Origin of the sequence: Aestuariispira insulae (genome assembly GCF_003385955.1) — a bacterium.
In the GTDB taxonomy this organism is placed as follows: domain Bacteria; phylum Pseudomonadota; class Alphaproteobacteria; order UBA8366; family Aestuariispiraceae; genus Aestuariispira; species Aestuariispira insulae.
Genome location: NZ_QRDW01000002.1, coordinates 474,135 through 487,230 on the forward strand (window position 1 = coordinate 474,135; position 13,096 = coordinate 487,230).

15 protein-coding genes are annotated in these 13,096 nt (G+C 56.0%); 5 read left to right on the plus strand and 10 right to left on the minus strand.

Annotation, left to right across the window (positions count from 1 at the left end; genetic code table 11):
• Window positions 1–16: 16 nt before the first annotated feature.
• The 3 genes from DFP90_RS08250 to DFP90_RS08260 are packed head-to-tail and all read left to right on the plus strand — an operon-like array spanning window position 17 to window position 2,681.
• Window positions 17–1,138, plus strand: a complete 1,122-nt coding sequence (locus tag DFP90_RS08250; RefSeq protein WP_115935976.1) for an N-acetyl sugar amidotransferase — start codon at window positions 17–19, stop codon at window positions 1,136–1,138.
• On the plus strand, window positions 1,135–1,962 hold the full coding sequence (locus DFP90_RS08255) for a class I SAM-dependent methyltransferase (RefSeq protein ID WP_115935977.1): 828 nt from the start codon (window positions 1,135–1,137) through the stop codon (window positions 1,960–1,962). The genes DFP90_RS08250 and DFP90_RS08255 overlap by 4 nt, the downstream gene beginning before the upstream one ends.
• Window positions 1,959–2,681, plus strand: coding sequence for a GNAT family N-acetyltransferase (locus tag DFP90_RS08260; protein WP_115935978.1), 723 nt, complete (start codon window positions 1,959–1,961; stop codon window positions 2,679–2,681). The genes DFP90_RS08255 and DFP90_RS08260 overlap by 4 nt, the downstream gene beginning before the upstream one ends.
• On the opposite strand, the gene DFP90_RS08265 is transcribed toward DFP90_RS08260, so the two are convergent.
• The 10 genes from DFP90_RS08265 to DFP90_RS08310 are packed head-to-tail and all read right to left on the minus strand — an operon-like array spanning window position 2,682 to window position 11,645.
• Window positions 2,682–3,236, minus strand: coding sequence for a PAS domain-containing protein (locus tag DFP90_RS08265; RefSeq protein WP_115935979.1), 555 nt, complete (start codon window positions 3,234–3,236; stop codon window positions 2,682–2,684).
• Between the two features lie 6 nt (window positions 3,237–3,242).
• The gene (locus DFP90_RS08270) at window positions 3,243–3,614 is read right to left on the minus strand and encodes a hypothetical protein (protein ID WP_115935980.1); all 372 of its coding nucleotides are present in this window, start codon (window positions 3,612–3,614) and stop codon (window positions 3,243–3,245) included.
• Window positions 3,611–4,339, minus strand: a complete 729-nt coding sequence (locus tag DFP90_RS08275; RefSeq protein ID WP_115935981.1) for a cytidylyltransferase domain-containing protein — start codon at window positions 4,337–4,339, stop codon at window positions 3,611–3,613. Before DFP90_RS08275 ends, DFP90_RS08270 begins: the two co-directional genes overlap by 4 nt.
• 3 nt (window positions 4,340–4,342) lie before the next feature.
• On the minus strand, window positions 4,343–5,422 hold the full coding sequence (locus DFP90_RS08280) for an NAD-dependent epimerase/dehydratase family protein (protein ID WP_115935982.1): 1,080 nt from the start codon (window positions 5,420–5,422) through the stop codon (window positions 4,343–4,345).
• Between the two features lie 16 nt (window positions 5,423–5,438).
• Window positions 5,439–6,596 (minus strand): DegT/DnrJ/EryC1/StrS family aminotransferase, encoded by a 1,158-nt coding sequence (locus DFP90_RS08285; RefSeq protein ID WP_115935983.1) that lies wholly within the window; start codon window positions 6,594–6,596, stop codon window positions 5,439–5,441.
• Window positions 6,597–6,624: 28 nt separating this feature from the next.
• The gene (locus DFP90_RS08290) at window positions 6,625–7,659 is read right to left on the minus strand and encodes a Gfo/Idh/MocA family protein (protein WP_115935984.1); all 1,035 of its coding nucleotides are present in this window, start codon (window positions 7,657–7,659) and stop codon (window positions 6,625–6,627) included.
• Between the two features lie 40 nt (window positions 7,660–7,699).
• On the minus strand, window positions 7,700–9,748 hold the full coding sequence (locus DFP90_RS08295; RefSeq protein WP_115935985.1) for a FlgK family flagellar hook-associated protein: 2,049 nt from the start codon (window positions 9,746–9,748) through the stop codon (window positions 7,700–7,702).
• A gap of 51 nt (window positions 9,749–9,799) precedes the next feature.
• On the minus strand, window positions 9,800–10,234 hold the full coding sequence (locus DFP90_RS08300; RefSeq protein WP_115935986.1) for a hypothetical protein: 435 nt from the start codon (window positions 10,232–10,234) through the stop codon (window positions 9,800–9,802).
• Window positions 10,231–10,560: a rod-binding protein gene (locus DFP90_RS08305; protein ID WP_115935987.1), complete on the minus strand. Its 330-nt coding sequence runs from the start codon at window positions 10,558–10,560 to the stop codon at window positions 10,231–10,233. The genes DFP90_RS08300 and DFP90_RS08305 overlap by 4 nt, the downstream gene beginning before the upstream one ends.
• Window positions 10,560–11,645 (minus strand): flagellar basal body P-ring protein FlgI, encoded by a 1,086-nt coding sequence (locus tag DFP90_RS08310; protein WP_245957007.1) that lies wholly within the window; start codon window positions 11,643–11,645, stop codon window positions 10,560–10,562. The genes DFP90_RS08305 and DFP90_RS08310 overlap by 1 nt, the downstream gene beginning before the upstream one ends.
• A gap of 310 nt (window positions 11,646–11,955) precedes the next feature.
• On the opposite strand from DFP90_RS08310, the gene DFP90_RS08315 reads away from it, so the two are divergent.
• The gene (locus tag DFP90_RS08315) at window positions 11,956–12,399 is read left to right on the plus strand and encodes a flagellar assembly protein FliX (protein WP_115935988.1); all 444 of its coding nucleotides are present in this window, start codon (window positions 11,956–11,958) and stop codon (window positions 12,397–12,399) included.
• Window positions 12,400–12,674: 275 nt separating this feature from the next.
• Window positions 12,675–13,040: an RNA polymerase-binding protein DksA gene (gene dksA / locus DFP90_RS08320; protein WP_245957008.1), complete on the plus strand. Its 366-nt coding sequence runs from the start codon at window positions 12,675–12,677 to the stop codon at window positions 13,038–13,040.
• Window positions 13,041–13,096 lie beyond the last annotated feature (56 nt).

Here is a 13,096-nt window from a genome sequence, read left to right on the forward strand (position 1 = left end):
TGAATCGGATGAGATTATGAAATATTGCCGCCAATGTATTCTGCCAGATACCAGGCCCGGTGTGTCCATCGCGTCTGACGGGATCTGTTCGGCCTGCCATGGACATGAGGATAAGGAAAACAAGATCGATTGGGCGGCCCGGGCCGAGGCTTTCCAGGTGATCATCGATGACGCTATGGCCCGTTCGGACGGCTATGACTGTATCGTGCCGGTGTCGGGGGGCAAAGATAGCTGGTATCAGGTAATCAAGGCACGTGAATTTGGCCTGAATGTGTTGGCGATCACCTGGAAAACCCCGGCCCGAACAGAGATTGGCCAGAAAAACCTGGATGACATGGTGGCCAATCTGGGCGTGGATCATCTGGATTATACCATCAACCCTGATGTGGAGCGGCGTTTCATGAAGGCTGCCTACGAAGGCGTTGGCGCGACCGGCCTTCCGATGCATATGGCCTTATTCGCCATCCCCATCCGGCTGGCGGTGCAGATGCGAATCCCGCTCATCCTATGGGGCGAAAATCCGCAATTGGAATATGGCGGCAACGAAATTGAACGGTTGGCCACCAAACTGGATGCGGACTGGCTGGCAAAGCATGGCTGTTTGCAATCAACCTCCTGGCGGGACTGGGTCGGGAAAGAAGGGCTGAGCGAACAAGAGCTGGCGGCCTATCGGGTGCCGGAAAATCCCGGTTTTGATGTGCGCTCGGTCTTTCTGGGCGCGTTTTTCAAATGGAATTCCTATGAAAACACACGGATCGCAGAAGAGCATGGCTTTTCCTATCAGGCTGGAGATCGAAAGACAGGCACCTGGGAATTTGCCGATATCGACTGTGATTTCATCTCGTTGCATCATGTCACCAAATGGCAGAAATTCGGGATTACCCGGGCGTTTGACAATCTCTCGGTGCAGATCCGTTATGGCCAGATCACACGGGCGGAGGCGATTGAGACGGTCCGCAGACTAGGCACCCAGATCCCGGAGGAAGATGTTCAGAAATTCTGTGCGTTTCAAGGATTGCCCGAAAGCTGGTTTTGGGAGGTTGCCGAAAAATTCCGCAACACCAAGATATGGAAGAGGATTGACGGTGTCTGGCAAATCCCCGGTTTCCTAATTGAAGATTGGAACTGGGGCCAATGACCATCACCAAACGAAACCCGCCGGACCAAGCCTGCTCCTTTTGCCGCAGTGTGGATTGGCAGTTCAACGCGGCCTTTGACGCAAGGCCGGAGGGGGAGACGGATTTTGCCATCGCGGATTATTATCGCGAGCTTTGGACCTGTGGCGGCTGTGGCCATGTGATCAACCATCACCGGATGGATCTCTCCCGGATTTATGACCAGGATTACTGGGATAGTACCTACGGTGATCGTATCATCACGACCTTTGAGAAAATCATGGGGCTGCCACCGGAAAAATCCGACAACCGTCAACGGGTGAGGGCATTGAACGCCTATTGGGACCAGGCGGCACCGGATCTCCCGAAAACGCTTTTGGATGTCGGGGCGGGGCTTGCAGTCTTCCCGGCGGCCATGCAGCAGGCGGGATGGAATTGCACGGCGCTTGATCCAGACCCGCGTGCCGCCGAACATGCGGAAAAAATGGCCGGGGTTGAAGGGCTATGCGCCGACTTCCTGAGCGATCGGATTGACCGCACCTTTTCGCTGGTCACCCTGAACAAGGTGCTGGAACATGTGCCGGACATGGTGGGGATGCTGGCAAAAGTGCGTAATGTCCTGGCGCCGGGGGGACTGGTCTATGTGGAATTGCCCGATGCGGAGGGTGCCATGGCCGACAGTCCCGCCCGCGAAGAGTTCTTTATCGAACATTTCTGTGCCTTTTCGGCATCTTCACTGGCCCTGCTGGCGCATCAGGCAGGTTTTTCTTGCGACCGCCTGGAACGTTTGGTGGAACCTAGCGGCAAATACACCCTGCGTGCCTTCCTCCGGCCTGGGAGGAAATGATGCTGCCGGTGGATGATCTGGCTTTTGAAGCCTCATTTTTTGGGCGTCCGGTTTGGCGTTTGAAGGACGCGGCGGCGGCGGAAGATGTGGTGATGGAGGCTAGAGAACAAGGGGTGGGATTGATTTCCTGCCGGCTGCCTGCAGGTGAAACCGGCGGGAGAGGGCTGGCGCGCCATGGTTTCCGGTTGGTTGAAACCCTGGTGACCCTGACCTGCCCCGTGGCCGGGCAAAAGATGCCTGATGGCGTGTCGCCAGCCATGCGCAGCGAGGAAGAAGCGCTATCCTGTGCGGAAATCGGTGCCAAGACATTCAAACATGACCGGTTTCATGCTGACTCCCAAGTTGATAATGCGATAGCCGATGCACTGAAATCTGCCTGGGTTGCCAATGCGGTGAAAGACCGGGCGGATTGTGTGCTGCTCTATCGCGATGAGGTTCAGGAAATTCGGGGGTTCAATGCCTGCCTGTTCAGGCCTAGCGATAAGATGGCAATTATTGATTTGATCGGCATCGATCCGGAATGCCAGCGGCAGGGGATTGGTTCGCGTTTGCTGCAGGGCATGCATGCGCATTACCACGGGCGGGCGGACGAGATTCGCCTGGGCACACAGCTGGCCAATAAACAATCCCTGGACTTTTACCGCCGCAATGGCTTTCAGGAGCTCTTTCGGCAGGAGACCTGGCATTGGGTACCGAACCCGAATCAGGGCAATCTCTGATCAGTCCAGATCATCGCGTAAAGTGTAATACCGGACTAAATCCGTGGTCGGGCCAAAATGATCCCGATCCTTGCCCAGATCTGCGTAAAGGGAGATCCCAAAAACAAAACGGATCTGGCCTGTTTCATTGGCAATGGGGGTCATCAGCCGTTCCGCCGAGCGGATTGCCTCTTCCCGTTCGCGCATGACACTGTGCATGACCGCCGGCCCCTCAATCACGCGCAGCCAACGGTTCCGCAGCTTGTCGATTAAGTCTGTTGGAATGAACTCGCTGGTTTTTTTGCCGCGCAGGGAAAATCCCCAGGCCTCACGGATGGTCTCACCATGCAGATGACAGAGGAATTCATCCTCGTCGGGAAGATACTCATACAGCCAGATCATGGGCAAAAGTTTGGGGATATAGGCAGGCTCGATATCCTGTTTGGTTGGCTGCATCTTCCCATGGCGCATCTTCAGCCAAGCCTGCAGGAATATCTCCGCCGGTTCGGAAATATCGACCGGCCACCCCTCCACAAAAGGAAAGGAATGGGCGATGTCATTGATTGGTGTCGGCATGAACGCTTATTCCGGCATATCGTCTGAATCGTCAATCTTGACGCATTCTTCGTCCAGGAAACCCAGAACCTTCATATCCTGATGGGCAAGATATTCGTTAAAGGCACTTTGCTGCCCCTCCCGAACCAGCAGGACATAGCGCTGTCCGGTGGATTTATTCTTGACCAGAACGGATCGGAAGCCCTGGTCGCGCAGCCGCCCGTTCAGGGACGGGGTGGCATAGTAACCCCAGCTTTTGGCCGCAACATCATATTCCGAACCGTCATCGCGCCGCAGGGTGATCATCTCATCCGGGTCCAGATTGATATCGGCCACATGGGAAATGGTCACACCCTTGATGGTGAAACGCCTTGGTTCATTTTTAGGATAGATCTTCATGGACGCCCTCCGGTTTCGGCCCGCCATTGCTGGGCCAATGCCACGATTTCCGTCAACGGCGCTTCGACGGGGGCTGTTAGCTTGTTTGCTATCCATTGTGCCATCGCCAAATCGTCCGCTGTGTCCACCGATAAAGACAGATCCCCATAAGCCCCGGATTCTTCACCCACATTTTGGATTTTGAACCGATCCGGATGCCGGTAAGCAAACAACGTCACATGTTCCAAGAATGCCATATCGTCGGTTTCCCGGCAAATACGTTCCATGGCCGGACGGCTGACAATTTCAACACTGGCCCCAAAAGGCGTGGTTCTTGGAAAGACATTCGTGGCAATTTCGCAGTCACTTGTGAGAAAGACATCAATGATCCGGTCTATTAGAACCGGGTCGGCAAAGGGGCTGTCGCCGCACAGTCGCACGAACCAGTCGAGATTGAATGCCTGAAGGCAAGCCAGACAGCGCCCGGCCACATCGTCGATGTTTCCGCGGAAACACTGGAGACCCCGCTGTTGCGCGAAATCAGCCAGGGGGTTATCGATCGCGCGGTCACTGGTGGCCAGGATAATGGGAATGTCGTGATGGCAATTTGCCAATCGCCTGGCCATCAAATCCAGCACGGTGCCATCGCCAAGGGGTTTTAGCTGTTTGCCGGGAAGCCTTGAGGAATCAAGGCGTGCCAGCAAAACCAACGCGCCTTGACCACGCAGGTTCTTGTCGCCGGTCATGGCTTACAGGTCATTGGCTTTGCGTTTCGCCTTTTCCCAGGCATCCACATACCACTGGCAATATTGCCTGTACCCGGTTTCCAGGGGCCATTCAGGCTTGAAGCCCAGGATCTTCTGTGCCCGCTCGGTGGAAAGCGTGCCGCGGATCGGTTTGTCGACGGCGCGCGGACGTTCTTCCAAAATGGTCTGTGGAACAATTTCCTTCACAATGTCGGCCAGTTCCTTGATCGTGCGGGCATTGCCGAAAGTGATGTTGAAGGTGCTGGAATCATCCGGGCTTTCATGCAGCGCAAGGGCGCGCACCTGGCCCTGAACCAGATCCTTGATATAGGTGAAATCCAGACGTCCGTCACCGCCACCTTCCAGCAGCAACGGTTTGCCGGTCAGGCCGTTTTCAATGAATTTCTGGCTGACCCGCTGGCTGATGCAACGTTCACCGTAAAGGGCTGAGGGGCGGATCACCGTTGTTCCCAGGCCATATTGCGTGCGATAGGTCCGGACCAGGCGCTCGCCCATGAATTTGGCATTGGCATAAATGCCCTCCGGACGCGGGAAGGTGGTTTCGTCCACTGTATCGCCTTCAAAATCGCCATAGACGGTGGAAGAAGACATGAACATGGTCTGGTTGATCTCATCCACCTTGGGCCGGACCAGTTCCAGGACATTGCGCAGTGTGATCAATTGCAAATCGAAGCAAAGCCCCGGTTCCTGCTTAGCATCAACCGCGCTGGCAATGGCGGCCAGATGGACAACCTTGGTCGGGCGGTATTCTTCAAAGACACGTCCCAAATCGATCAGGATGCGCGCATCGCAATTCCTTAGCTGCACACCTTTTTCACGCAGGATGGAAAAACGCGATAGCAGGAAATCAAGATAGGCCTGCCGTTGAATCGGGTCTTGTTCAGGGTTGAAGCTGTTTTCGATCATGGAATTGACCATCAGGTTATCCGCGATCATCACATCCGCGCCCATGTCGGCCAGTTCCATGGCCAGGTTATGGCCGATAAAACCGGCCCCCCCGACCAGCAGGATACGCTGGCCCTTCAATTTTGCTTTGAGGCTATCATAGGGAATATGGGGCATTTCTAGACTCCTCCAATCACGAGCTTCTGCTCTTTACGACGGCATCTTTGACCGCTTCTGCGATCCGTTCCGGGTCCCCTTCAGTGAGATGAGGCCCCACAGGCAGGGACAGTGTCTGGCTGGCCAGCCATTCGGCGACCGGGAACTGCCCCTCTTTGTAGCCGTATTTCTCTTTATAATAGGTAAAGAGTGGCACGGCACCCGGATAATGGACGGAAAAACCGATGCCATCTTCTTTCAAAACATCCATGACGCCTTCGCGGCTGATGCTGCCATCTTTTGGCAGCACCACATTCAGGCAATAATTGGTTGAGGGCCTTTCATGGGACGGCGGTGGCAGGATCGTCAGTTCTTCTACGTCCTTCAGTGCCCGGGCCAATGCCCTGGCATTTTTTGCCCGTGCAGCCTGAAAATCATTCAACCGCTTCATTTGGGCCAGGCCGACGGCAGCCTCAATCTCGCTCATCCGGTAATTGAAACCCAGCTCATCCACGTCATAAAGGCCGGGTCGGCTGCGCTCGCCCAGGGCCTTGTTATAACCAAAGGCCCGGCGCTTGCGTAGCTGGGCCGCCAGTTGATCGTCGTTGGTGGTGACCATGCCGCCTTCGATCGAGGTCATATGCTTGACCGGATAAAAGGAAAAAGATCCGGCCAGGCCCAGATTGCCCGCCTTGCGACCTTTATATTCTGCGTCCAGCGCAACCGCGCAATCTTCCAGGATAAAGGCGCCATGCCGGTTTGCGGTTGCCTGGATCCGGTCCATCTCGCAGGTCAGGCCCAGATAATGGACCGGCATGATGACCGACAGCGGCTCTGTCAGTGCATCCAACTGGTCCGGGCAGATATTGCCTGTCGTCGGCGCGACATCGACAAAAACCGGTGTTGCCCCGGCCAGTTCCACACAATGGGCCGTGGCCGCATGGGTCATGGCCGGAACCGCTACCTTATGGCCTTGCCCGATTTCCCGGACAAATAAGGTGAGATGCATACCGGCGGTACAGCTGGCAACCGCCACCGCATGTTTGGTGCCGATCCTTTTGGCGAACGCTTCCTCGAAGGCGGGCGTTACCGTGCCATGGACCAGCATGCCGCTGTCGAAGACCGCTTTTACGGCATCCAGCTCCGCCTGGCTGATCTGGGGTTTGCCAAAAGGGATGGAGGGCTTGTTCGTCATTGAGGCAGCTATCCCAAAATGAAGGGGGTTAAAGACTATAACTGGGGGTAACGCTACGCCGATTCTCGACCGATTCCCAGCAGGCAAAGCAGATTTCCATCACCCGGAAAATATCCCGGGCTTTGACATTGGGATCGCGATCCTCGCGGATGGCCCGGATGAAATCTGGCAGCAGATCCCCTTTTTCAACCGCGGGGTAGGGGATGGTGAAAGCTTCTTCCCGGACTTCATCCTCGATGAAAGGATCCGCGCCGAAACGTCGGTTGCCGGTGAAAAGCCGCCCGTGGGGCACGCCATTTTCAAAACTTTGCTGGGTGCCATAGATATTGAGGGCGTGAAATTTATGCCGGGCGGCACCAAAGGTGGTGGTGGTTTTTGCCAGGGTCCCGCTTCCCATGCGCAGGAGATTGGCGATGGTGTCGGGATAACGGTAAGAGCTGTCGGTGGTGACTTTCTTGGTGCCCATGCCGGTGACTTCGGTCACCTCTTCGCCGCTGATCCAGCGCATCAGGTCAATGAGATGAATGCCGCCGCCATAGGTGACGCAGTAAAAATCCATGCTTCCACGCCAGTCATCCAAGATCTTCCATAGGACATTATGAATGTAATCGCCTTCCAGATAGACCAAATCACCAAAATCGCCGCGCTGAACCATCTCACGAAGGGCAATAAAGCGCGGGCTTTGCCGCAGGATCAGATTGGAGGAGATTTTCTTGCCGCTGTCCGACCAGGCCCGGATCACCCGATCCAGGTCAACTGGGTTCAAAACGACGGGTTTTTCCACCATCACATGTTTGCCCGCCTCAAAGGCAGCGACCACCTGGTCGGCATGGGCATCATCATGGGAACAGATGGATACCGCATCAATGCGCGGGTCTTCCAGAAGTTTGCGGTAATCGGTATAGCGTTCGGGGACTTCGCGTCGGTCGGCCACATCCCGCAACTTATGCGGATCGATGTCGCAGGCGGCGATAACATCCGCTTCCTCAGCCTGGCGATAGCCGACGATATGACGTTCCCCGACACCCAGGCCGATCACGCCAATCCTGATTTTTTCTGTCATCTGCCCTGGTTCTTCTGAACGGGGTTATTGGAAAATTCTATTATCGCACAGTGGCTTCCAGCGAATCAAACATCTGGTTGACGATATCGATCACCCGGGCGCTCGCTGCGTAAGAATTCTGCAATACGGTCAGTTCCGCCATTTCCGTATCCAGATCGACACCAACCTCATTGCGCAGGCGCACATTCAGATTGTCCATGACGGCGGACTGATCCTGAAAAAGCGCTTCATATCGTTCCGCGCGTTTGGTCACATCAACCATGACATTGGAAACCAGGCTGGTATAGCTTTTGTTGGAAATGGACAAACCGCCACTGCTCAGGTCCCGGTTGGAGGCGGCGAGCGCCTGGACCATGCCGGTGGCGGCGGATTTTTTCAGATCCGAGGTGCCATTTGTCAGGACGTCATTGACCCGCAGATTGACGCGGCTGACATCGGTCAGGTTGGTCCCGGCTTCCACTTCAAAAAAGTCGAGGCCCTGCTCGCCGGACTGGGGGTCATTCTGGACCACGGCATTGGTGCCGTTGAACAGAAAGCCAAGCGCGGTCAGTGGGGTGTTGGTGCCATTTTGAATGGTCAGGCTGCCTTCGGTCGTGGAAATTTCCAGGCCGCCGGTGTCGTTGAGGCGCCCCCGCACACCCTCAATGTCATTCAATGCGCCCAGCAGGGCGGCAGTGGTGTTCACCTGGCCGGCACCGGCGCCGAACGTGATGGTTGTAGCCGCCGCGCCGCCGACCGAAACGGTAAAACTGTCACCGGTTGCGATACCGGCAATGCCCACTAGGTTGGTGTTGCTGGTAATGTCCAGAGTGCCTTCGGATTTTTCTTTGCTATAGGCATTGTTGAGTGTCGGCGTGCTGTCTGCCGCCGTGGTGCCTGCGGTCAGCCCCAGTTCGGTCAGGACCGCCGCGGTGCCGCCGATCGTTATGTCCTCACCATCGGTCAGGATCATCAGATTGCCATCAGCGGTGTAGCGGGCATCCACATTGGTCATGCCGTTCAAGCCGGCCAACAGGGCTGTGGCGGTTGTACCGCCGCCAAAGGTGAATGTCTGGGTGGTGCCGCCGCCGATCTGTACGGTCAGTGTGTTACCGGCGGTGATGGTGGTATCGGTCTCGAAATCTGTCTGGGACTCGACTTCCGCGGTTCCTTCAACCCGGGCAACCGAGTCATCGACCAGCATGAAGGCGATCTCATCCAGCTGGTTTCTGAGTTTTTGCAGCGGGCCAAGGGATCCATCGGCGTTGGCGGTAGCGGTCACATCGATGCGCGCCATGTCGGTCAGCGCCTTCAGTTTACCATCGGACAAGCGACCGGCAGCGATCCAGTCGGTGGTGGAACTGCCGCTTTTTGTCAAGGTCCTGGCGCCCTCGGACCAGGTGAAGGTGGAGGCGCTGGCGTCGGTCAGGTCCTGTCCCGTGGTGGAATAAACCACGATCCGGCCGTCTGATTGCTCGAAGATCTTGATCTGCATGATCTCGGCAACCTTCTGGATTTCCGCGTCACGCAGGTTCTGCAGGTTGGATACAGAGAGGTTTTTGGCCTTGTCCCGCACGATGATGTCATTCAGGCGGTCCACTTCGGCCAGGGCTTCGTTCAAGGTGGTGACCGTGCTGTCGATCTCATCCAGGATGGATCGCTCGATAATGTCGATGCCATCGGACAGGCGAGTCAGTTCCCGGACCAGGTTTTCGCCCGACGTGATCACCTGGATTTCGGCCGCGTCGCTTTCCGGAGCGGCCTCGTAAGCTTTCAGGGCGGTGTTCAGATTCTGGATCAAGTCGGAAATGGGCGTGCTGTTGGCATTGGTGCCCAACAGTTGTTCCATGCGACTATAAATATCGTCCAGCTCCTGGTTGGAGGCGGTGCTGGAGATGGTGTTTAAAAGATCCTGCAGAACCCCGAAATTGGCCTTGCGCGTGATATCCGAAACACGGACCCCGCCATATTGCAGATTCTCAAAATTGGTATCGCGCGAGTTATATTCGTCATTATTGGCATTGGCGATATTGTCCGAAACCGTGCGCACGGCCGTATTGATTGTCTGTACGGATGTAACAGCAACGGAAAGAGCGCTTAAAAGAGACATCTGCCTATACCTCCAACGTCAAAGGGCAAATCCTGCAAGATCGAGGCGCAATCACAGGGTTTCATTGACGGCAATCGGAGCCGCTTTTTTCTGATAGGCCTGCTGGCCGCCGGACTGGCCATAGCTGTTGAGTGCGGTGCCGCTGGCCTTTGTTGCGGCCTCGCGGATGCGTTCAACAATCATGTTGCTGCTCTTGACCGCCAGGCGCAGTTTGCGCTCATTCACGGTCTGGACTTCATGAAACTTCGCCGACAGCGCGCGCAATTCTTCGCGCCGTTCATCGTCGAGCGTCATGAAAAAGGCCGGATTGCGGGACAAGGCCTGCAGCTGGCCTTCATAGCTGTGGAACAGCATCTGTTTTTCCTGGACCAGCGGGCCCAGTTCCTTGGAACGGGGATGGTCCAGGATTTCATTTTCCCGCTCCATCACATGGATCAGGTTGCCTACCAGTTCGATCAGCAAATCTGCGCGTGTTTCCGGGGTCATTGTCCTGCCTGCTCCTGTAATTTCAAAATTTCGGTCATCACCATGTCGGCAATACCGACACCGCCATTCTTGGCCATGGATTTTCCATATTCCTCGGCCATCATCGACCGGTACATTTTCTCGGCATTACCGCCGCCAAACATGTTGCTGGCATCCAAGCCGGTGAACATTTCCTCGACCACAAGGCTGAGGAACATGGCCTCAAATTCTTCTGCGGTTTCGCGAGCCTGTTCACGGCTCTTGATCTTGGCGGGGTCGATCGCAGGTGCCTTGCGCGCGGCAAGGGCGGCCTGGTCATATTGAAAATCAAGGCTTGCCATTTCCATCACATCACCTCGATTTCTGCCTGCAGGGCACCGGCCGCTTTGACCGCCTGCAGGATTGTGATCATATCGCGTGGGCCAACCCCCAGACCGTTCAGGCCGTTGACGAGATCCTGGAGACTGACGCCAGTCTCCACCACGCCGAGCTGATGATCAGCACCTTCATCCACGTCGATCTCGGTGCGGTCCACCGTGGTGGTCGTGCCGGTGTTGGAGAAGGGGGTGGGTTGGGAGACCTGTTCGCTCTCGCGGATGCGGATGGTCAGGTTGCCCTGCGCGATGGCGACGCGGTTGATTTTTACATTCTCGCCCATGACGATCACGCCGGACTGCTCGTCAATAACAACGCGGGCCATCATGTCGGGCTCGACCCGCAATTGTTCGATATCCGTGATCAGTTCGACCACTTCGCCGTCATAGCCTTCCGGGACGCTGACATCGACGGTGCCCGGGTCGGATACGCGGCTGACCTCCAGGCCGACAAAGGCGTTAATCGCGCGGCTGATACGGCGTGCGGTGGTGAAATCGGGGTTGCGCAGGCTCAAACGGAATTTCTGCATGCGGGAGAGATCGAAATTAATCTCACGCTCAATGATCGCACCGCTCGCGATCCGGCCGCTGGTGGGCACGCCCTTGACCACGGTTTCCGCATCACCTTGGGCGGAAAAACCGCCAACCGCCAGGTTGCCCTGGGCGACGGCATAAACCTCGCCGTCGGCGGCCAGCAGCGGGGTCACCAGCAAGGTGCCACCCAGCAGGCTGTCAGAATCGCCAAGGGCCGAGACATTAACATCAATGCGTGACCCCTGCCGGGAAAAAGGCGGCAGGGTCGCGGTGACCATCACAGCAGCGACGTTGGCGGTGGAAAGCGCATCATCGCGGGCGGCGACGCCCATGCGTTCCAGCATCCCAATCAGGCTTTCCTTGGTGAAAACCGCGCTGCTCAATGAATCCCCGGTGCCGTTCAGCCCGACCACAAGACCGTAACCAACCAGCATGTTGTCCCTAACGCCCTCGACGTCGACAATGTCTTTGACACGCGATTGAGCCTGGGCCTGTTGGGCTGTCAGGGCGGCAAAAATGGCCATCACCCCGCAGATGAGGGATCGAAGGAGAACGGATTTTGCCGTTTTTTGCATCTTCATTCCCGGATTTCCTCTCATTTTTACTCTCTCGCCCCATTAACAAGCGAAAGTCGTGCCAGTTTTCCAGTGGGGGCCAAAAAGAAAGAAAATCTTTGGAAGCAGGGGCTTGACCGAAGCCTCGGAGAAGACGACTTTAAGATGGTTGAGGAATAAAATTCCTATTCCGGCTGTGTGGGTGCTTTTAATGGCGTTTCCTTGGGCCGGGATGGATCTATCTGTTTAACGATAGGCAAAAAAAGGCTAAGCTGACCTTATGAAAGTAGATGGACCCAGTTCAACGCGCGCGACCTCCGCATCTAAAAAGGCTTCAAAGGCGAAGAAGTCCGGCGGGGCCGGATTTGCCAGTGCGCTGAATGATACCGGCAGTGAGGAACAGTCGGCATCATCTCTGTCCGGGGCAGCCCCGGCCAGCGGGCTGGATGCGCTTTTGGCCCTCCAGCAGGTTGATGATGCCACTGCTGGCGAAGGCGGGCAGGGCAATAATGCCCAAGGCCAGGCTTGGGGCGAGGAGTTGCTGGAGCGGCTTGAGGACATTCGGACGGGGCTTTTGCTGGGAGTCATTCCGCAGCATAGATTGCAGCAATTGGCAGACTCGGTGTCCAAAAAACAGGGGGATGTAACGGATCCCAGGCTGTCTGACATCCTGAGCGAGATAGAAGTGCGCGCGCGGGTTGAGCTGGCTAAATATCAGCGATAGCTTTCTTTTTGGGCAAAATCGGCCTTTCAGGCCTGATTTAACATAATTCTTACAAAAAACGTGTTGTCTTCCCCGGCCATTGCCAATATAAGCCCGATAACTACGAATGGGGGTAGTTTGATTTTGGGGCGGTAAGTTTTTGGGAGTAGGTAATGTCTGCTGATCACAACCCGGAAGTCATTGCTAAAGGCGTCGAGGATAAATCGAGCGGTTCCGTTGGGTATACGGCACCCTTGCTTCCGCCTGATTATAAACCCAGCGATGACGAAGAATTCATGAACCCGCTGCAGCTGGAATATTTCCGGCAAAAATTGCTGCGTTGGCGGGCGGAGCTGCTTGAGGACTCGACGGAGACTTTGGCCAGCATGCAGCAAGAAAACCTGGCGCAGCCGGATCTGGCTGACCGGGCCAGCATGGAAACCGACAGGGCCATTGAACTGCGTACCCGTGACCGGGAGCGCAAGCTGATTGCCAAGATCGATGAAGCGTTGGACCGGATTGCCAATGGTTCCTTCGGCTATTGCGAGGAAACGGATGAGCCGATTTCTTTGAAGCGCCTTGAAGCGCGGCCGATTGCAACCTATTCCCTGGAAGCCCAGGAAATGCATGAGCGTTCCGAACGGACCCGCCGCGACGACTGATTGCGCGGATTGAGACTGTTGAATGAAAGCCGCCCTTATGGGGCGGCTTTTTTGTG